The organism is Candidatus Curculioniphilus buchneri endosymbiont of Curculio glandium, from assembly GCF_964275155.1.
In the GTDB taxonomy this organism is placed as follows: Bacteria; Pseudomonadota; Gammaproteobacteria; order Enterobacterales; family Enterobacteriaceae; genus Curculioniphilus; species Curculioniphilus buchneri.
Genome location: NZ_OZ193413.1, coordinates 76,930 through 99,563 on the forward strand (window position 1 = coordinate 76,930; position 22,634 = coordinate 99,563).

At 27.8% G+C, this 22,634-nt stretch carries 11 protein-coding genes; 4 read left to right on the top strand and 7 right to left on the bottom strand.

The window, feature by feature from the left end; genetic code table 11:
* Positions 1 to 113: 113 nt before the first annotated feature.
* Both dut and coaBC read right to left on the bottom strand, forming a co-directional pair.
* Positions 114 to 569 carry a dUTP diphosphatase gene (dut, locus tag ACICP0_RS00245; protein WP_395479970.1) on the bottom strand — a complete coding sequence of 152 codons (456 nt, stop codon included), beginning with the start codon at positions 567 to 569 and terminating at the stop codon, positions 114 to 116.
* Positions 547 to 1,761: a bifunctional phosphopantothenoylcysteine decarboxylase/phosphopantothenate--cysteine ligase CoaBC gene (gene coaBC, locus ACICP0_RS00250; RefSeq protein WP_395479971.1), complete on the bottom strand. Its 1,215-nt coding sequence runs from the start codon at positions 1,759 to 1,761 to the stop codon at positions 547 to 549. The genes dut and coaBC overlap by 23 nt, the downstream gene beginning before the upstream one ends.
* A gap of 2,261 nt (positions 1,762 to 4,022) precedes the next feature.
* Here coaBC and ubiE point away from each other — a divergent pair.
* Positions 4,023 to 4,781: a bifunctional demethylmenaquinone methyltransferase/2-methoxy-6-polyprenyl-1,4-benzoquinol methylase UbiE gene (gene ubiE / locus ACICP0_RS00255; protein WP_395479972.1), complete on the top strand. Its 759-nt coding sequence runs from the start codon at positions 4,023 to 4,025 to the stop codon at positions 4,779 to 4,781.
* 599 nt (positions 4,782 to 5,380) lie between these two features.
* Positions 5,381 to 7,021, top strand: a complete 1,641-nt coding sequence (ubiB, locus tag ACICP0_RS00260) for a ubiquinone biosynthesis regulatory protein kinase UbiB (RefSeq protein ID WP_395479973.1) — start codon at positions 5,381 to 5,383, stop codon at positions 7,019 to 7,021.
* A gap of 1,755 nt (positions 7,022 to 8,776) precedes the next feature.
* Here the strand turns inward: ubiB and folK are convergent.
* From folK to dksA, 3 genes are all read right to left on the bottom strand, one after another.
* Positions 8,777 to 9,286 (bottom strand): 2-amino-4-hydroxy-6-hydroxymethyldihydropteridine diphosphokinase, encoded by a 510-nt coding sequence (gene folK, locus ACICP0_RS00265; protein ID WP_395479974.1) that lies wholly within the window; start codon positions 9,284 to 9,286, stop codon positions 8,777 to 8,779.
* Entirely contained in the window at positions 9,286 to 10,632 is a 1,347-nt protein-coding gene (pcnB, locus tag ACICP0_RS00270) for a polynucleotide adenylyltransferase PcnB (protein WP_395479975.1), read from the bottom strand. Before pcnB ends, folK begins: the two co-directional genes overlap by 1 nt.
* A gap of 1,334 nt (positions 10,633 to 11,966) precedes the next feature.
* Positions 11,967 to 12,422, bottom strand: a complete 456-nt coding sequence (dksA, locus tag ACICP0_RS00275; protein ID WP_395479976.1) for an RNA polymerase-binding protein DksA — start codon at positions 12,420 to 12,422, stop codon at positions 11,967 to 11,969.
* A gap of 2,458 nt (positions 12,423 to 14,880) precedes the next feature.
* Here dksA and mrcB point away from each other — a divergent pair.
* Positions 14,881 to 17,343 carry a bifunctional glycosyl transferase/transpeptidase gene (mrcB, locus tag ACICP0_RS00280; protein WP_395479977.1) on the top strand — a complete coding sequence of 821 codons (2,463 nt, stop codon included), beginning with the start codon at positions 14,881 to 14,883 and terminating at the stop codon, positions 17,341 to 17,343.
* A gap of 2,925 nt (positions 17,344 to 20,268) precedes the next feature.
* Here the strand turns inward: mrcB and folB are convergent.
* On the bottom strand, positions 20,269 to 20,628 hold the full coding sequence (gene folB / locus ACICP0_RS00285; protein ID WP_395479978.1) for a dihydroneopterin aldolase: 360 nt from the start codon (positions 20,626 to 20,628) through the stop codon (positions 20,269 to 20,271).
* 104 nt (positions 20,629 to 20,732) lie between these two features.
* Here folB and plsY point away from each other — a divergent pair, with 104 nt between their 5' ends.
* Positions 20,733 to 21,350, top strand: coding sequence for a glycerol-3-phosphate 1-O-acyltransferase PlsY (gene plsY, locus ACICP0_RS00290; RefSeq protein ID WP_395479979.1), 618 nt, complete (start codon positions 20,733 to 20,735; stop codon positions 21,348 to 21,350).
* A 15-nt stretch (positions 21,351 to 21,365) separates the two neighbouring features.
* Here plsY and tsaD read toward each other — a convergent pair whose 3' ends face one another.
* Positions 21,366 to 22,388: a tRNA (adenosine(37)-N6)-threonylcarbamoyltransferase complex transferase subunit TsaD gene (gene tsaD / locus ACICP0_RS00295; protein ID WP_395479980.1), complete on the bottom strand. Its 1,023-nt coding sequence runs from the start codon at positions 22,386 to 22,388 to the stop codon at positions 21,366 to 21,368.
* Positions 22,389 to 22,634 lie beyond the last annotated feature (246 nt).

The window sequence follows — 22,634 nt, forward strand, 5'->3', positions numbered from 1 at the left end:
GAATGAATACTTTTAATAGTATTGCATGCGATCTATTAAAATTTATGAAAAAGTATTTTACTGTGAACTAATCTATTTAATTATTAGTACGTTCTTACTGATATGGGATGATATTATCCAGAATGACCAAAACCTTGTGCACCACGATTGCTGACATTAACAAATGACGTGACTAAATTGAATTCAACTTGTATTACCGGTATAAAAATCATTTGTGCTATGCGAATACCAGGTTCAAGATGAAAAATCTGTTGGCTACGGTTCCATGCTGAAATTATTAATTCTCCTTGATAATCAGAATCTATAAGTCCTACTAAATTTCCCAATACGATACCATGTTTATGACCTAAACCTGAACGCGGTAAGATTATTGCAGCTAAGTTAATATCGACAATATGAATTGCTAGTCCGGTTGGAATAAGAATTGTTTCTTTTGGTTTTATTTTTATTGTATCATTAATACAAGCACATAAATCTAGACCGGCAGATCCTTCTGTAGCATAAGTTGGCAGTGGAAAAAGATTTCCTATGCGACTGTCTAAGATTTTAATGTTTATTTTTTTGATCATAATGTTTGATTATCTCATCAATAAGTTTTTGAGCTAGTAAGGTTTTATCACTTAAAAACAATAGAGTATCTCCATTTTTCCAAAACAAATGCAATGTATTATAATCACTATCAAATCCCTGATGTGCATCAGCAATATTATTAGCACAAATTAAATCGAGACGTTTAGTTAAAAGCTTTTTTCTAGCATATTTTTTCATGTTGTGAGTTTCTGCAGAAAATCCGACGACATAAGGACGATTCTTAGTTAATCCACTTACAGTAGCTATAATATCAGGATTTTTAATAAGTTTCATTATTAACTCATTACCTATTTTTTTTATTTTTTTTGGAGAAAAAAATTGAGCACGGTAATCAGCTACTGCTGCACAACCAATAAAAATATGTTGTTTCTGAATATTACACATTACTGCATCTTTCATTTCAAGTGCGCTGATAACATTAATTCGCGTTACGCCTAATGGCGTTGGTAGGCCCACTGGACCTGATATTAATATCACTTTAGCGCCTCTAGATACAGCTGCACGGGCAATAGAAAATCCCATTTTTCCAGAACTATGATTACTAAGAAAACGTACTGGATCCAATGCTTCTCGAGTTGGGCCTGCAGTAATCATTATATTGAGGTTATTTAATGAATAGTCAAGGATAAAATGTTGTATGATTAAATTCACGATATCAATAGGTTCAAGCATTCGTCCAAAACCAATATCACCGCATGCTTGACTTCCTTCGTCTGGTCCCCAGATCATCACGCCACGACTTCTTAGTATTGCCAAATTAGCTTGTGTGACAGTAGCTCGATACATTTGCTGATTCATTACCGGTACTACTGCTATCGGAGCTGGTGTTGCTAAACAGAGAGCACTGAGTAAATCATTTGCAAATCCTGCAGTCAAACGTGCTAGTAGATTAGCAGTTGCGGGAGCAAGTAGAACTAGATCTGCCCATTTTGCTAGTTCAATATGGCCCATGGCTGTTTTGGGGATTGTATCAAATAGAGCATCTATTACTGGATGGTATGATACTGCTTGTAGAGTAAGAGGTGTAATAAATTTCTTTGCCGATAATGTCATGACTATTCGCACTTCAGCACCAAGTTTATGTAAACGGCGTACCAATTCTGGAGATTTATAAGCAGCAATACTACCGCTTATACCCAATATGATATTTTTTTCGGTCAGTCCCGTCATTCTGTATATCCTGATACATTGTTATAATAAGATGTTATTTTAATCATCTGTACATCACACGTTGTTATGTGATATAACTTATTAAAATTAAAGAAGTTTTCATCCGCTTATGTTAGTTCAATTTAAAAATTAATTTAGAATTAGTTCCAATGTATTAATTAATATAACATGATTAAAGATCATGTATATGCAATGAATATACTTTTCGAGTTTTTAAAAATTGTAAATTTAGTATTTTAAATGACTTTAATATTATTCTAGAGCATTGATAAACGTAGTTTGCATGATGCTTCAAAAACTTTTGTCTTATTCATTTCTTTAAAATTTCTACATGAATTGAGTGAAGATCTATAAACAACATACATAAATGCATTTTTTATTTAGCTTTTATAAAAGTATAGTAATTATTTCGTTAATGTACTTTTTTCTACAAAACCTTTTAATGTGATTTAATAATTTAAAAAACATTTTTTATTCCAATATGAATTATATATTAGTCATTAAAATCATTCTATTAAATACGGAAATCTCTCAAGTATAATATGATTATATCGCTATCTTGAATCATTTATCCTATTCAGGAATGAAAATATTTTTTGTCTATTGGAAATAGTAACAGTACTTTTTTATAATGAATATTATAGCTATAAAGTACAGAGTTGATATAAAACCATAAGATATTATGCATCATAAATACATCAAATATTCTGACTAATTCTATTAATTATATAGAACATAGTATGTTCTAACGTCACGAAATAGCATATAACATTACTGTTATGCTAGAGTAGTTTATTTCATGTACGCCAATCATATGCTTGATTAGTAAATATCTCTTACTTATACTCAAGTTAACACATTAAGCTCACTTATTCTATGAATTTATGATCGTATAACGACAGATGACAACATTGATTTTATTTTATAAAAATAAAAAAGAAAGTGATACAATCAGTACATTAATTTAATTATAGATAATAAACATTTTTTATTAAAAAATATTTAAATATATATACAATATTATAATAATAATTATAGTTTAATTTAAACTTAATAGTAACTAATTATTATCATTTTACTATATGTACTGAATATCAGTATTTATTTGATCGTACTAATATATAACAACTTGAGCATAACAATACACAAGTATTGATTTAATATGATATTATCAGAAAATAATCATATCTTGAAATAAAGATAATAATGTTATTATAACCAATATTGAATACTATGCATTTATATTGGATTACACACTATAACTGCTAAATAACTGCTAACTTTTTATTAATATTAACTGAGTAATTAATATATTCGTTCTTTACGTTTCATAATTTAATGTAAAATAAATATTTAACTTTATTGACTAGTATAAATTTCGTAAATCATATGCAGCTTATACTTAAAGTATATAATGCTTATTTTTTTGAAAATATAACGTGTATTATGAATACAGCCGTATCTTATAATTTCAGTAATCAATTAATTTACTAATATAGTGATTAATATATTATACTAAAATGCAAAAAGATGATGTTTATACATATTACACTACTTTAAAGTAGTTGTTAGGAATCCAAAAAACGTTACACATTAGATTTAAGTATATAATGATTCAAAAGAGTTTCGTAAAAAATATGATGAGCTATTTAATTATGTATTAAATAATGTATAATCTCTTTGTCTAACTTTATGGTATCTGTAACTACATCAAGTATTGTATGAGTTAACAAAGATTAATAGATACAAATAATTTACCCAGATGTAGATAAATTAAAATTGAGATCTACATTTTTTTGTCATAAGGGATTTTTTTTAAAAAATTCAGTGTGTATAAATAATAAAATAATGTTATTAACAATCGAACATATAGCTAAAAGGAGAAAAAGGATATTCCTCTAAGCGACAGAAAAACTAAAGTCATCATATTAAGTAGGAACGACTGAAATTGTCAATTTTAAAAAAATGAAATTAAAATGAACATAATATTCAATAATATTATTACATTATTTAAATTCTATTTAAATTCATAGTAAAAAGTACAATTGTTATTTATTAGTCAATTAATGTGTTGTTTATAGATCCTATTATGTATAAAGGACAGATTATTTATTTCATCTAAATAAAATATAAAAATTTAAAAAGATTCAACAGCCATCCTAATACTATAGGATGTTTCTGACAATGTCAATAACATTGTACAATGGAATTGTAGTCATGAAATTATTGCGCTAAATAATTAATTTATTAGGATAATATACATGAAAAAAAACAGTAAACCAGAAACTACTGATTTTGGTTTTAAAATTATACCAAAAAAATATAAAACTTTAATGGTTTCTAATGTATTTCACTCTGTCGCAAAAAAATATGACCTGATGAATGACCTTATGTCATTTGGTATTCATCGTATTTGGAAACGTTTTACTATTCAGTATAGTAATACTCGTCCTGGACAAATAATTTTGGATTTGGCAGGTGGTACTGGTGATTTAACTGCTAGATTGTCACGCTTAGTGGGTAATAAAGGAAGAGTCATACTGGCAGATATTAATGATTCTATGCTAAAAATTGGTCGTAATAGATTACGCAATTTTGGTATTGTAAATAATGTTAGTTATATTCAGACTGATGCTGAAGTACTTCCTTTTGCTCATAATACTTTTGATTGCATCATTATTTCATTCGGCTTAAGAAATATAACTAATAAAGAAAAAGCACTACGCTCTATGTATCAGGTATTAAAAGTTGGTGGACGATTACTGATTCTCGAATTTTCTACACCATTATTTAAATGTCTTAAACAAATTTATGATTTATATTCCTTCTATATCATACCCCATATCGGAGAGATCGTAACTAATGATGCTAAGAGCTATCGCTATTTAGCAGAATCCATTCGTATGCATCCAAATCAGGAAACCTTAAAATTGATGATGTTAGATTTAGGTTTCAATGGTGTCGAATATTTTAATATGACTGGTGGCATTGTAGCTCTACATCGTGGTTATAAGTTCTAATCTGTAGAATAAGTATCATGTTATTGATTTAGATAATTATTTATGCAATAAATATCATAATCAAAAAAATGTAACAACTTTTAAAACATAAAATCATGCTTTAAATTAATAAGATAAGCTAAATTGTCTCATTGTGATATATGAAATATCGGTGGATGTATTTTTCTTATTAGAAAAGTCAGTTATTAGTTAATTGCATAATATATGAGCTTGGTAAAATGCTACTAATTATGATAATCCTAGATTAGGTCATTACAAATTCTAAAAAATCATACAATCAATTGTAATATTAAAGACAATCTTTAAAAATAATTGCATCATATTTTATAATGAGTAGTGATTCTTGCTTTATACAATATCAACTACATTGTGATTAAATCCAATTAAAATTGATAGTGCCTTAACTAAGATTTATGAATAGTTTCTAAAATTCTTAATTGATATTTGTAATATATTAGTCAAAAATATAAAAGAATAAAAAAGGCATGGTTAATAACCTGCTATAATTTTAGCCAGTATCTTTGTCTAATAGAGTAAAGAAAAGTGAATGAAGTTATATATCATTTAGACGTTAAATTAATACTGGAAATTAGAAAATAATGTTGCATGCAATCCGACGCCTCTACATGATTATGCATATTGTGCTGAGCTATGGATTAGATGAATTCTTACCTAAGGCGCGCATCACTCTATTCTTACGGTTTGGAAAAAAATTATTCTTCTGGATACCTAATAACCACTTTCAATACATGAAAGGTGAGCGATTACGCTTAGCTTTGCAAGAATTGGGCCCATTATGGATTAAATTTGGGCAAATGCTTTCAACGCGCCGTGATTTGCTTCCACTAAATATTGCAAATCAATTAGCGATGCTGCAAGCTAAAGTAGCTCCCTTTGAGGGAATTCTTGCACGTTCATATATTGAAGAATCAATGGAACGGCCGTTAGAAACCTGGTTTGATAATTTTCAAAATGACCCTCTAGCATCCGCTTCAATCGCACAGGTTCATAGCGCTCGGTTAAAAAATGGCAAAGAAGTCGTAATTAAAATCATTCGTCCGAATGTTGTGAAAACTATTCAAGAGGATCTGCGGCTAATGTTTTGGTTAGCTCGTTGGATATCACGTCTCTTTCCGGAAAGAAATTGGTTAAGACCTACCGAAATTGTACTAGAATATGAAAAAATATTACTTAATGAATTGAATTTGCTTCGAGAAACAGCGAATGCTATTCAGTTACGGCGAAATTTTAAAGAGAGTACAATACTATACATTCCAGAAGTTTATCCAAATTATTGTAGCAAAAATATGCTCGTCATGGAACGTATTTATGGTATACCGATCAATGATATTGAAGCATTGGAAAAACAAGGAACTAATATGAAACTTTTAGCAGAAAGAGGGGTGGAGATTTTTTTTACCCAAGTTTTCCGTGATGGTTTATTTCATGGCGATATGCATCCAGGCAATATTTTCGTGAGCTTTAAACATCCAGAAAGTCCTCAGTATATTGGTATTGATTATGGTATCGTGGGAACTTTAAATAAAGAAAATAAACTCTATTTAGCAAAAAATTTCATCGCTTTTTTTAATCGTAATTATAGAAAAGTGGCAGAACTTCATATTGATTCTAATTGGGTTCCACCAAATACTAATATTGAAGATTTTGAATTTGCCATCCGCGTTGTTTGTGAACCTATTTTTGAAAAACCACTTTCTGAAATTTCTTTTGGTCACCTATTGCTTAATTTATTTAATACTGCACGACACTTTAATATGGAAATTCAGCCACAGTTAATTTTATTGCAGAAAACGTTGTTATATGTTGAGGGAATTGGTCGGCAATTGTATCCACAGCTTGATTTATGGAAAACAGCTAAACCCTTTTTGGAAAATTGGATTAAAGATCAAGTTGGATTAATGGCTGTTTTACGTACCTTAAAAGAAAATATGCCATTTTGGATAGAAAACTTACCTGAATTACCTGATTTAGTTTATGATGGATTAAAACAGAATAGATTATTGCAGAAAAATGTGCAAAGTCTTATAGAAGAAGTAAAAATACATCATATTCAGTATAGACAATCCTATTTTCTATTCGGAGTTGGCACTATTTTAACACTTAGCGGAATATTCTTGTTAATCCATAATGCTCATAAATATTTACTATCAACTGTATTGATAACAGTCGGTTTTATTATTTGGATTTATGGTTGGAAGTACATTAATAATCAACATTAAAGAAATAATTTATTTAGAATTAAAATTCTGCTAGAATAACATATATTTATGTAAATAGTACTTGTATTATTTAATAAATAAGTGGTCATATAGATATTCTAGTATTTCTAAAATATACAGTATAGTATACAGTAAGGTTAAACGTGTAAAATTAGATCGATTTTCTAATTTATAATAAATCTATTAAAAAAAATAAAGATAAGATGGATTATGCATTAATTAAATATTGTTTTTAACAAGAAGTCAGTCATAGACTAATTTATGAAGAAAATCTATTTAATATTATTGTGTGTTCTTTTTTATAAAAAAGGATTCTTTTATTTAGTATTGTGATTTTTTAAAAAAATGATCACTATCAGTTATTATTAATACGTCATAATTAATATGAGTAGTAAAATGGAACGAAAGTATTTCAGTAAATATCCTCAAATTTAGTTTATATTAAACAGTAATTTTATTTACGTTATTACGGCTACTATTTACGATAGTACAGTAAAAAATAAAATATTATTTAATTAATGTTAAATGATATTTAAATTTCATAAATCATTTTACTATTAATCATTAATTTATTATTACTACTTAATAACGATTAAAGTTATAAAGTCAAAAAAATATAATGCAGTACAAACTCAGATTTAAATTATTACCTAAGTAATAAAAACTATCGCCTTTACTTTTACTAGAGTAACAATATTTGTCTCACTTAAAATTCAATAACTGCATATTTAAAATTTTACTCAAAACATGATTTATCCCAATCTTAGACATACTAAATTACTCACATAACAATAACATCTCACTCATTGTAAAAGCGAATAATTTTGTTCATTTTCATATTATCTAATCACTGTTAATAATCTAATGTTAAAAATATATATTGATTTAAATTAGATAAATTAATAATGAAAATATAATGAGATAAAATTACTAAAATTAGTAATAATAGTTGTTTCTTATTATATCAATGCCTCACGCTAGTCGTTGTTATAGAAGTAATCAAAACATTATTTGAAAATCAATATATACTTCTGTATATATCTTACAACTTTTATTTATCTTTTTTATTTATACTTTAATAGACAACTTTTAACAATATTTTGACTATGAATGAGCTGTACTGACTGTATGAAGAAAGTTATATGCTTATCGAAATAGGATTAAGTATCGTTTTAACGAATAAAACAAACTAATGAAATATAGATAAATGTACGTTGTAAACTGACCATATAACATAAAACAATAAGCAGGTGTTTTGATTCTATAAAATTTTTTGAAAATTACAACATGTAAGTAATCTTAGTAACCATTTTTTGATTCAACTAATCTTTTTTTATTTAGTAATATCTAATTGATCAACTTATAAATAAGATTGATAACATTCTGTAAATACTACCATACTAATCTCATGCCTAATCAATACTAATTAAACACAGTATAAACATACCTATTATTAATGATACATACGAATAAACTTCTTCAGTTAAGACTAATTATATCAACTCATCGGTAGTAAAAACATCCATTTAAAATTAATTTATTAGTCTGTTAAGATTTGTTATTATTTCTTTTCCATACACAATAAAACTTCATGTATTATAAACTTTTTGTTAAACAATAGGCATAACAATAATGATTATTTTATTTATACAATGAAAAATTTATCATTAATTATTAACTTAGTATACCATCAATCTTTTCTATTAAACTAATATAAATAAGCAGTCGTGCGATTATATGACCACATAGATAATATTAAAATTTCGTATATTGATGTATATTATTCCAATATGTGAGTCCATTCCGTGGAACTTGTCTAAGGCAATCAGTTAGCACACTTCCGTTTGGAAAACACAGATTAGGTGTGATTTCTGCCAATGGATAAAGTACAAATTCGCGATTATGCATATCATAATGCGGTATTGTTAATCGAGGAGTAGAAATAGTATGGTTACCAAACAGCAAAATATCCAAATCTATATTGCGTGGGCCCCAACGATGGTATGGATTTCGAATGCGCCCTTGGCGGAGTTCAATAGTCTGTATATTGTCTAATAATATTTCTGGAGATAGGGAAGTATCTATAATAACTACTGCATTGAGAAATGCAGGTTGATTTTGCAATCCTAAAGGACGACTACGATAATAAGAAGAACAGAAAATCATTTTTGTTTCTGATAATTTTTTTAGCGTGTTAATTGCTATATTTATTTGTTGTATCGGTTCTGACATATTGCTACCTAATGCTAGCCAAACTCGTTCCATTAAATGCTATCATAATGAGGTATTAACCGAGAATGAGAACAGATTAAATCCTCATTACAGTTAAGAATGGTTGGTATAGTTATTTTGTTTGATGGATCAATAAGTATCCGCTTTTTCCACCAGTGGCTAAGCACTAGCAATTCAGAATTATTCTCGATTTCAGCACGAAGTATTAATAAATTATAAGCAGAATGAAATTCTGTACCTTCTATTACTGTATGTATGCATACATTGTGTCGATGTGATAGCCGTGTCTGAAAATACCACATCTCTCGAATTAAATTAGTTATTTTTTTTGGGATTGCTAATGTACGACACTGTTCTTGAAGAACATCATTTATTGCTAGTGAGAATGCATCAAAATAGGATAAATGTTTTTTTTTCATCAATGTGTTTGCATGTAGTAGTAATGGATACCAAAGCATGGAAGCAAATAAAAAAGCTGGATTGACTTGTGTATCGTTTCGTAACAATTGGTCAGTATTGTACAGGACACGATTAATCATTTGTTCTATATAGCTATTACCATCTTCGGTAAGATGGCAACTGATCAGTGGAAATAGATGTTGAAATAAGTGATATTTGCATAGAAGACGATAGGTTGCTGTCGCATAACCTACTTGTAGTAATTTTAATGCTTCTTTAAATAATCGAACTGGCGGAATATTTTTCAATAATGCTGCTAACCTTGAAAGAGGTTCAGCAGTTTTCTTGCTAAGAGTCATGTTTAGTTTTGCAGCAAATCGCACCGCGCGCAGCATACGCACTGGATCTTCGCGATAGCGTTTTTCTGGCTCCTCACCAATGAGACGAATTGTCCCTTCCTGGAGATCTTTTAACCCTCCAGTATAATCGTGCAAAGTACAATCTGAAATGTTATAATAGAGACTATTGACAGAATAGTCTCGACGTTGAGCATCTTCTTCAATCGAGCCAAAATTATTATCGCGTAAAAGCATACCATCATGGCTAGTGATAAGATCTGATTCTACCTTATTCTTATTAGCTTCTAATCCCTGATAATGGCCACGGAATGTAGAAACTTCGATTATTTCAGGTCCGAAGATTATATGGGCTAATCGGAAACGACGTCCGACCAAACGGCAATTTCGAAATAGTTTACGCATTTGTTCTGGAGTAGCATTGGTTGTGACATCAAAATCTTTGGGCGTTTTTCCTAGAAGTAGATCTCTAACACCGCCGCCAACTAAATAGGCCTCATATCCTGCTTTATTGAGTCGGTAAAGCACCTTTAATGCATTTTCACTAATCTTTTTTCGCGAAATGGGATGTTGATTGCGTGGAATAATTGTGAAAGTGTGCCTTTTTGCTGATGTTATGCTCATTTTTAGGGTGAAATTTTTTACAATAATAGTGTTTTTCTTTGGTAAGAATAATACACCTCAATACTCATGTCAACATCCATGAATGAACGGGTATAAGTTACAAGATAGTGAATAAAAAGATTTTATTATAATTAATAGGCTAAAACCATTGTATTAACTGGTATGGTATCCTAAATGCACAAAAGTGCTAGGTATATCATACTATTTTAAATAGTGCCATATAAAATAAACCATAGTATGTAACTTTTATATACATTATAGTAAAAAATGAAACTGACTTTATTGGCCGTAAATAAAATAGTCAATTTAATATAATTTTCGAATATTTTGAAAATTATGAAGCATAGTCTCACTTGTGCTATGCTAATTTATACTGTTTGTAATTTTTATTTAATTTAATAATCACCAGTAATTAATATACTGTAAATTGTAAGATTTAGCTATAATCTAAAGTAAATGAGCAATTTTTACAAGAATTTCTAATGTCAATAATGAATTATTAAAATTATTAAGATACAGCATCATAAAATTTTAATGTATGTTATAATAGTACAACGTAATTCTAAACAGATTGTTAAAAAACTTTTTTTGTTATTCTTCAATGTTATGAACATCTTAGTTATTTTTGTGTAATATTGCTACATATGTTAGTTAAAAAGTTTAGGATTTCATTTACTACTATCTTAAAAGTAGTAATAAAAAATTTAACAGCATAAATAATTTTTTACATGTGCCTTTCATTTTCAAAAAAATATTATCTTCCTAAAAAGGATTAAGTGTAAATGAATTTACAAAAAACTGTAAACATGTCACCTATCAATTGATTCAAATAACCTAGATGACAACAATAAAGTTTATTTTAATATTTTTTAGCAATGTCCCCCGATACTATATAACTACAGATTGAATTATGTTAATAAGATCATTGTAAAGTAGGAAATATACAAGATGTTCAATAGCAATAACATATTAATTAATATTAATTAATATTAGTAATAGCGTCGCTCTATTCTCTCATTGAAAATCATTGAGAATAGAGTAACATAAAATATCATAACGGAAAGTAATAAAATATTTATATCACTATGGCTTATACTTTTAGTATATCTTAGAAAGATAAATGTATTTCTTTTAGGCTATTATATCTAATAAAGTATTATTACCATATTTATAATATTAAATATATCAAAAACTTAATTTTTTCATAACAGCAATAAAAGAAAAAAAGAAACTATTGAAAATAGGATGTTTGTTATGTAAAAACATAGATTAGTAAAATATATAACATTGCTCTGTAGTTATTAAAATCTCAGTTGACTTAATTCAATAATTATTCATCTAATTATTTGTTTGTCGCGCATTTCAGCTAAAGTTTTACAGTCAATACACAAATCAGCAGTAGGCCGTGCTTCTAAACGACGAATACCAATTTCTATTCCACAGGATTCGCAAAAACCAAAATCATTTCCCTCTAGTTTTTTTAGGGTTTTTTCAATGTTTTGAATAAGCTTACGTTCTCTATCTCGATTTCGTAATTTCAAACTGAATTCTTCTTCCTGTGCAGCTCGATCAATCAAATCAGGAAAATTAGTAGCTTCATCTTGCATATAGGAAACAGTACGGCCTACTTCATTTCTTAATTGATTACGCCACGCCTCAAGAATTTGTTTGAAATGAAAAAGTTGATTTTCATTCATGTATTGTTCTCCAGGTTTACGCTGATATGGTTCTACGCCAGCTACGGCGAGAATGTTTAAGGAAGATGTTTTACGATTTTTCCATTCTTGCATATTATTTACACCTTTTAACAAATACTAGAACATATTTCACAATCGTAACATTATTTATTTTACTCCAATTTATAATGAATACTGGCATAGAAGATATGGAGTTTCACTATGAGTGCATGAGTAAAGTAAATTTAATCATTAAAATACCTTAGTAGATCCACTACATGGAAATAAATAAACTGTTATCAACATATCAACAATAGATGATGCTATAATTGACGATTATATATCATATATAGTCTACAAAGAGAATCTTAAATCTATATATAAAAGTTTTTATTTTTTATAAGAAAAATGTATATAATGTGTAATACATTAGTTATGAAATAAAATCATCTATGTACTTATGGTTTTTCATAGTATATCAGGATAATCAAGATTCTATTACACGAAAAATATTTTATTAATGCAACGTTTTGGATTCAATCATATTAAAAATATGTATATCAAATTATTCAAATTTAAATAAATATAATCAAAACAGTATAATTAACACTAGATATTTTCAATGATTATGGAACATAGAAATACTACTTTATAACAAAGTACTTTCTTATGCAAAAATTCATCATCGGAATACTTATAACAATATAGTTGTTATCTCAACATAATAATTGACGAAATTCAATAGTTTAAAATTAACTTACTCAATTTTCTTTTACATCTAATTATATGTCAAATATACATAGTGATATCTTGTACATATGAGTAATGTGGATATATTTATTCATAATGTAATTATAAATTAGTTTATATTGTAAATGTAAAAATACACTCATTATTCATGAGTATTATATCTCAAATACTATCTAAAATACAGTGAGTTATCTATGACCAAAATTTTTAGTATAATCATTATTACAATTAATCTGTGCTGTGCATAGATATAAAAATATAGAACAATAAATAACCAATATTTTCATTTTTACTATTTATAGTCGACACAATAGTATTTGTGACGATATATACATAATATTGTCTATTATGTAAAATAAATAGCATTATATGTATTCTTTTAATATCGGACATAGATATTAAGTATGCATTTCATGACAACTTAATGACAAACACATCATTCATTAAATGTAAAAATATTTTAATTTTAAAAACATGGTGTAATTATCAATGTATTATCAATACATTTAGAACAGAATCATCTTATGAGATGAAGATATAAAATAAAATATAATAATAAAAATTTAAATATTGTTTAATATATGCAATGACACTATTTTATATATATAATATTTTTGATAAAGATAATTTATTGATTATCGCTATTTAAAATTTAGAATAATTATAGTAAATGCATTTTTTTATTAAAAAAGTATGATATATCATCATGTTTAAGATATTAACATAAAATATAATATGTGCTGATTAGCATCGCATGATCTATATAAGTTGTAGTGTACAATCAAATTAATGATAATTTTTTAGATTTAAAAATTCTATATAATGATGCATAGTTTTAATTGTTATATTAATATAACACATATAGAATATGTTCTAACTATTACTTTAAATAAAATGATAAAAACGATATAAAATTTATATTTTTTCTAGAAAGCTAATATAGCATTCGAATACATCCACAAGAATTAGCATTAATGGATGTATAAAATCTAAAATTAATTTATTTATCATGGATAACATCTGATTACTTAAAATGAAATAAATTATTTCTTATTTTATTAATTAAAAATATTATAAATATTTAATATCTATATGTATTAGAGCTTACTTATATATATTTATTTATATGTTCGTTTCAGATAGACAAGTCTACTGTATAGTAAATATTGAATAAAGGTATTACAAAGAAATATATAACTTATATCATAAGTTAATTATCTTAATATAGCATTACATACCATCATTTATGTATGAGTTAAAATTTACCACTTACATGAAAGATGATTTTTTGAGGAAAACAAAAAATATAGAATAGCATTGAACATAATTGTCTCTATAATTAAATGTCTAAATAAAGTTATTTACATTAAACTATTATTAATCATAGCCTCTATTCTAAATTAGAATATATTGATATAATTTTTAAAATTAACTTATTTCATCCAATTGCCTCTTATCATTCTATTAATTTTAATCTATTAATTCAAGATAAAATTAGAAATAATAGAAAATGATATTTAATAATATGCACATAAATATAAGATTTACACGTATAATTCACATATCATTATGATCAACAATACACAGAAACTATAAATTACTATTTTAGTAACAAATAAAATGAATTTGGTAGACAATAGAAAAACTTGTGATTTTTATTTTCAATATCAAAAATTAGAAATTTTTAGTTTTAATATGGTATTAAATGTACTAATACTATTTGTAATCTAAAATTAGAAGTTTTTACTTACGATGAGTAAATCAGATAAAATAAAAGATGAAATACATCGCTTCTATGTTATCGGAAAGGAGAGTTTGTACGATGTCTGTAAAGTTTCGAGAACGTATCGGACGTCATAATCGACCGTTTTTTTTTAAAACTCCTAAGTTTGTCTTATTTTTTCATCGTAAGTACAAAGATCATGATAACTTCGTACATTATAACAATCTCGAAGAGAAAATGGTAACAATATTACGTCATGAAAAATCACATAAGTTTTTTAAAAGATTCTATCTACAAAAAAGTTGGATGATCAGTATCACGTTACTAATGTTAACAATTTTAATAACACTTTATGGTATATATTTGAATTCACTAATTTGTAATCGTATTAATGGTAAAGTTTGGAAATTACCAGCAGCAGTTTATTGTCGAACGGTTAATCTAGAACCAGGTATGGATTATAGCAAAGATGAAATGATCGCTATACTTGAAAGTCTGCAGTACCGTGAAGTGCCTTATATTACACAAGCTGGAGAATTTACAGTATGTGAAAATAGTATTGAAGTCTTGCGCCGTCCATTTGATTTTCCAGAAGGTAAAGAAGGACAATTCCATGTTTGTATGTTGTTTGATAAACATCAACTATTGCAAATAAAAAATAAAAATAATCAACGTAGTTTTGGACTGTTTCGACTTGATCCAAGGCTGATAACAATTTTACAATCTCCGAAAGGGGAGCAAAGATTATTTGTCCCACGTTCGGATTTTCCAGATTTACTAGTTGATATTTTAATAGCTATTGAAGATCGACATTTCTACGAACATGATGGTATCAATTTTTCATCTATTGGTCGTGCATTTTTAGCTAATATGATTGCTGGAAAAGCAGTACAAGGAGGTAGTACGCTGACACAGCAGCTGGTAAAAAATCTTTTCTTAACCAATACACGCTCGTTATGGCGTAAAATCAATGAAGCTTATATGGCGCTGATTCTTGATCATCACTATAGTAAAGATCGTATCTTAGAATTATATTTAAATGAAGTATATCTTGGCCAGAATGATAGTGATCAAATTCGTGGTTTCCCGTTAGCTAGTATATATTATTTTGGTGCTCCAATAGAAGAACTCAGTCTTGATCAACAAGCTATGCTAGTAGGTATGGTAAAAGGTGCTTCTTTATATAATCCCTGGCGTAATTCTCAATTGGTATTAGATCGTCGAAATTTAGTGTTAAAGCTTCTAGAAAAGCAGCAACTTATAGACAAAAAGTTATTCGATGCATCTATTGCTCGTCCATTAGGCGTACAACCCCGTGGGGGTGTATTGACGCCACAACCAGCTTTTATGCAAATGGTACGTGAAGAATTACAAAATAAGTTAGGCGATAAAATTAATCATCTTTCCGGCGTTAAGATATTTACTACCCTAGATCCAATATCGCAAAGCGCGGCAGAAAAAGCAGTAACAGAAGGTATAATAGCTCTACGTACCAGACGTAACATAAAGGATTTAGAAGCAGCTATGGTAGTCATCGATCGATTTAGCGGTGAAGTGCGTGCTATGGTAGGAGGATCGATGCCGCAATTTGCCGGATTTAACCGTGCGATGCAAGCTCGACGTTCGGTAGGGTCATTAGCGAAACCAGCAGTTTATCTTACTGCGCTTAGTGAGCCAGATAAGTATCGACTCAATACTTGGATAGCAGACGAACCAATTTCATTTAAACAACCAAATGGAACTTTGTGGACACCAAAGAACTACGATCGACAATTTCGTGATAAAGTGATGTTAATAGATGCATTCAGTAACTCGCTTAATATCCCAACAGTCAACCTTGGACTCTCTATAGGACTCGGTCGTATTATGTCTACATTAATGAAATTAGGAGTCTCATCTTCAGTACTCAATCCCTTGCCTTCAATGCTGCTTGGAGCAATTAATATGACTCCAATAGAAGTAGCACAAAAATTTCAAACTATAGCTAGCGGTGGAAAACATTCCACACTATCATCAATTCGTTCAGTCATAGATGAAAATAAAAATTTACTTTATCACAGTTTTCCACAAATAGAACGGGTAGTACCTGCCCAGGCAGCTTATTTGACTTTATATGCTATGCAGCAGGTTGTAGCATATGGAACTTCACGTGCATTATTAGCGAAATTTCCATCTTATCATTTAGCGGCAAAAACCGGTACTACTAATGATTTACGCGACAGCTGGATTGCAGGTATCGATGGAAAAGAAGTATCTATTATTTGGGTCGGTAGAGATAATAATAGATCAAGCCAATTAACCGGAGCTGATGGTGCGCTTACGCTATACTGTCGTTATCTAGATAATCAAAATCCTTTGACCTTGGATTTAATTCCACCTGAAGGAATTAGTCGAATGTTTATTGACTATACTGGTAATTTTATCTGCGATAGTAATCAAGCGACACGTGTGTTACCAGTATGGACAAATGATCCACAATCGTTATGTCATCCTGTAATGATGAAACAAGAACTTGAATTTATTTCTCCGAATTGGACGATTGTAGAAGAAGAAAGTCCATAAAACTACAGTAATATTACGACACTATGAAGTTAAAATGGTACATTGTCAATTTTACTCTCCGTTAATAACGTATGATTTATAAATATCTTTTATATTGCATTATAATATATTCTATATATTAGAATATTTACTATTGAATTTTATATATTTTCTGTCTTATCTTGTACTAAGATGATTAGAAATAATTAATGTTTAACGTGTTGTTATTGTCATTCATAGAGGTTTATAAATAATTTTGACGATAGAAAAATATATTCTCTATTATGCAATATATAATAATGTTAGTTTATTTTTAAACTTAATGTCCTCTGTTTAACAAAGGATGGACGCTATTCTAGTAGAATAACTTTATGAATGAATTATCAAGTAAAATATTTAAAATCTTCAGGTAATCTCATTTTTTAGATAATTAGTATTCTTATCACTAAAAGATTTGATGCCTTCAAAATAATATTAAAATAATAAAAGAAATATTGATATATTTTTTTAATATGGTATTAATATTAAATTGTAGTTATCCGGCATTATATAAAATAATTTTTTGATATTGCTCAATTTATTAAACTATTTTTCTAAGATGGATTAATATTAATTAATTGGATCATGAAAAGTAAATTTTAATACTTCTGGTGGTTTTAATTATTATGAAATATAAGGTATTTACTTTTATTATAAAATAAGCTATCTATTTGATAGTTTGGTGTTTTATAAGTTACTTCTGTAGTGAAACAGACAAAATTTACTGATTTTTTTCATGTAATAAATGGTAGTATTACTGAATAATGGATGGATATTAAAATTTTACAGTGTCCATTTAACCATAACAAGTTACATTAGAAGATCAGCTAGATATTAAAGATATATATTCTATCCTGTGGTCTTTTTAAAAAGATATTTAATACAATGAACATTACTTTAAATGAAGTAATCAAAACAACATGTAAGTATTATGCTTTTAAAAAAAAGTAATATTATACATGGTAATATATTATGTCATTTAAATGACATCATGTTATTTTCAGATAAAACATATAAAAATATAACTGAATCATATGTCTTTTTAGATTTGTATATCTCAAATTTAATCTGGATATAAACAGCATAAGTTTTCAAATTTACTTAACATATGAATTTTAAAAATCACTAGATTAATTGCAATGGTCTAAAAATTGATATTTTAAAAGGGTAAAAATAACATATCATTATTAATATTCAGTAGGTTCCTACAGTATAAATAATAACTATATTAATTTTATTAGGTATATATGCATAATTAATTTGTTATAGAAAAACCGACTTTTTTTATATATCAATGGAAAATGATCATGCATGGTATGCTATATGTCATGTCAGATTTCACAAGCCACTTCAATTAATATATGTTTGTCTTTTATTTTTTTATATTTTAATATATGAGTAATATTATTTGCTTAATCTAAAATAGGTAATAAATCATATTATCTATCTAAATAACAAATGATATTTTATGACGTTAGTTAAAAGTTTTAAGCATTATATTAATAATATAAATAAATAAAAATAAATTAGCAAATTTGCCTTATTAAATTTACTTTTTTCTTGAAAAAATCAATTTTTTGTAATTTTAATTTAATTTTTGTTACAACCATTATAGTGTAGTCATACTTATTATTTTAATAGTTAAATTTAATAAATTTAAAATGTTTCTAAAACATATGATCATGGCAACAATGTAAAATTACAAGATCAAAATTTTTAATTTATTAAATTTTATTATAGTAATAAAGTTATTCATTGAATGTTAGATTTGTCATTATTTTACTTGTCTACAATGTTTTAAATATATGCAAGATATGCGTAGTTTTTACTTTCTTATATTCATACAAAATGAACAACATAAATATATAATGATTTAAAATATAATCTATAATAAATCAATTTTTTAGATAATATATAATGATTATAGTTGAATATTACATTAATAATTGTAATCAAATACATTAACTTATATGAAATATTAAAGTATAATTATGAATATATACTATTATTATGTGCTTTCTAATATTTAACATAATATAGATCGAAAATAGTTAGTTATTTTAATTATATTACTAATGCAGTGACTAAAAAAGTGGTAAATATTACATACCAACAGTATGATATAATCATTAATAAATATATCGCTCCACGTGAATATTCTCTAATACTTTTAATTAGTGTAATTTTCTATAAGATTAATAACTTTTTTTAAACAGTCGATATGCAATGTATACTGCTTAACATGAAATATTCCTTACTTTGATGTTAACTAATATCTCTTGTTATTTTTTTATGCCAGAGGAGCATGGTTGAGTTTGAATTTAAATTCATATTTTACACACTTTACAAGTGTTCCATATTAATGATAATATATTTTCAATATATGCAATTGGATATTATTATTTTTCTTAAAAATATAAAACTACTTATCTATTGTGTTCAAGATAAATTTTAACAATTGTTTAATATGATATATTAATATCGTTAACGAATGATGATAAGTATCATGTTTATAAATAAAATTAAATGGTTAATTTAAAAATTAAAATATAAGCTTAGTAGTGATCAGTTTATACTGATAAACTATCAATTTAGTTATATTATTTATAATAATTATTAGTTCATTACAACAATTGAATATGCTAATTAAATATTGCAATAATTAGCTTAATTAAGTTTAGTTAATGGTATCGTTTATTGAAAATAAAATAGTTTTATTTTTAAAATACATTATAGAAAGGAAACTTTATGTATCTATGCTCAATCCTTTTATTACAAAGATAAACAGATATAATATTATGTTATTTTAACCATAGAATACCTATCCATTTTTTAAATTATTACAATAGGATATCGGGCACATTAAAATTACATAGAAGTCTATGTTTATAAATCTAAATGTTTGTTTTATTCTTTTTGACATTTTCGTTCAATAATTACACCAACACTAAGTGCTTGCGGTACTGCTCCAGGTTTACTTACTTTAATTCGTATCCAAGGTAGTTGAAATTGTGAAATTAACCGTTCTGCTACTGCTTCGGCCACATTTTCTATTAATGAAAAACGCTTGCAACTTACAACTGATAGGACAGACTCACTAACCTTTTCATAGTTTAGGTACGTTTTAGAATCATTATTATCCGTTATTATCTGATTCTCCCATCCCATTTCTAAGTTTAGAATCAGTTTTTGTAACCGATTTTGTTCCCAGTCATAGACTCCGATAACTGCCATTATTGTTAATTCTTCAATTAAGATAATATCCATATATACCGTTTTTCCATTTTAGATCTATTGAATGCTACAATTTTATAAAAATATATTTTTATAGAAAAGTAATATAAATTAATAACTATAGGCTACATGTAATTATGAATATTATTATATTTGTTATGGTAGTTACTTCATACTTATGGGGATCAGTATCAAGTGCCATTCTTGTTTGCAAACTTTCTCACCTTCCGAATCCATTAATAAATGGTTCTTGCAATCCTGGAGCAACAAATGTATTACGACTCGGCGGTAAATTAGAAGCAGTATTCGTAATGATTTTTGATATTTTTAAAGGAATACTTCCAGTATGGAGTGGCTTTAATTTAGGACTATCATCATTTTGTTTAATTCTAGTAGCAATTTCTGCTTACCTTGGTCATATCTATCCAATTTTTTTTAATTTTAACGGTGGTAAGGGAGTTGCAATTACCTTAGGTATCATGTTACCTATCGACTATTATTTATCTGGTTTAATGATAGGAATTTGGTTGTTAATGATACTACTCTTTGGATATTCATCATTAAGCGCAATTATTTGTGCTTTAGTTATTCCATTTTACGTTATATTTTTTAAACCACAATTTACTTATCTAGGTGTCATTCTCTCTTTGTTCATACTTTTACGTCATCATGAAAATATCAAACGATTGCTGCACGGTCGTGAGAAAAAGATTTGGGACTTTATAAATATAAAGGACAAGAAGAATATTAAATAATAAAAAATTACGCCGTTATGTTTCCAATGTTGGCAATTCCTCTAAAGACCAACGAGATCTTACGGAAATGGCTAAATTAGCATGCGATACTTTTGTTTGCAACCGTAGCATACCTGCATAAGCAATCATAGCACCATTATCCGTGCAAAATTCTGGACGAGCATAAAATAATTCTCCCCCGCGTTCATGCATCATTTTAGTTAAATTATCACGTAACGTTAGATTAGCACTAACTCCACCAGCTATCACTAGTCTTTGAAAACCAGTAATTTCTAAAGCTCGTTGGCATTTTATTCGAAGCGTTTCTACAACTGCTTCTTCAAATGCTCTCGCTATATCAGCATACGTTTGATTGTTTTTAGAAACAGTCAAAATTGTATTAGTAACAAAAGTTTTTAGGCCAGAAAAACTAAATGTCAGTCCTGGTCGATTAGTCATAGGACGTGGAAAAACATATCGCCCTGCAATACCTTGCTGTGCCAAGTGCGATAATGGTGCTCCACCGGGATAGCCAAGTCCTAAAAGTTTAGCGATTTTATCAAATACTTCACCCACTGCATCATCAACAGACTCACCTAAGAGTTGGTATTTACCAATACCTTTCACTTTAACAAGCTGAGTATGACCACCAGACACCAACAATGCTATAAATGGAAATGTCGGTGCCGGAGTTTCCATCATCGGCGATAAAAGATGTCCTTCCATATGATGGATGGCAATTGCAGGTATCCTCCAAGCATATGATAATGCTCTGCCAACAGTCGCACCTACCATCAGAGAGCCTATTAATCCTGGCCCAGCAGTATAAGCTATTCCGTGAATAGATGACGGTAAAATACTAGATTGCGCTAGAGCCGACTGAATTAACGGTACTATTTTTCGGATATGATCTCGAGATGCTAATTCAGGTACTACCCCACCATAATTGGTGTGTAATTTTGCTTGACTATATATCTGATTGGCGAGTAGTCCTTTTTGTGCATCATAAATAGCTACACCTGTTTCATCGCATGATGTTTCAATGCCTAATATGCGCATAACTTTTACCTTTTATTCTAGTATTTTAAAAATAGGATCTGAATCTTTATTTTAATAAAGCTCCACTTATTGTGTTTTACCTTTTTCTCTACAGTAACAATAATACTTATGAATCTGAAATAAAATGTAATGAATGTTACATCCAGGTTTAAAAGATTGTGATAAAAATAATTGCTGTTTGTCGACCGTCGCCTTCGTTTTTAACAAGAGAACCTGTGATAATGTACATGTTATGCTGTTTTAAAC

Excerpts from the sequence above, each read along its gene's own strand:
- dut (WP_395479970.1), bottom strand. The coding sequence starts at position 569 with ATGATCAAAAAAATAAACATTAAAATCTTAGACAGTCGCATAGGAAAT.
- coaBC (WP_395479971.1), bottom strand. The coding sequence starts at position 1,761 with ATGACGGGACTGACCGAAAAAAATATCATATTGGGTATAAGCGGTAGT.
- ubiE (WP_395479972.1), top strand. The coding sequence starts at position 4,023 with ATGAAAAAAAACAGTAAACCAGAAACTACTGATTTTGGTTTTAAAATT.
- ubiB (WP_395479973.1), top strand. The coding sequence starts at position 5,381 with ATGTTGCATGCAATCCGACGCCTCTACATGATTATGCATATTGTGCTG.
- folK (WP_395479974.1), bottom strand. The coding sequence starts at position 9,286 with ATGGAACGAGTTTGGCTAGCATTAGGTAGCAATATGTCAGAACCGATA.
- pcnB (WP_395479975.1), bottom strand. The coding sequence starts at position 10,632 with ATGAGCATAACATCAGCAAAAAGGCACACTTTCACAATTATTCCACGC.
- dksA (WP_395479976.1), bottom strand. The coding sequence starts at position 12,422 with ATGCAAGAATGGAAAAATCGTAAAACATCTTCCTTAAACATTCTCGCC.
- mrcB (WP_395479977.1), top strand. The coding sequence starts at position 14,881 with ATGTCTGTAAAGTTTCGAGAACGTATCGGACGTCATAATCGACCGTTT.
- folB (WP_395479978.1), bottom strand. The coding sequence starts at position 20,628 with ATGGATATTATCTTAATTGAAGAATTAACAATAATGGCAGTTATCGGA.
- plsY (WP_395479979.1), top strand. The coding sequence starts at position 20,733 with ATGAATATTATTATATTTGTTATGGTAGTTACTTCATACTTATGGGGA.
- tsaD (WP_395479980.1), bottom strand. The coding sequence starts at position 22,388 with ATGCGCATATTAGGCATTGAAACATCATGCGATGAAACAGGTGTAGCT.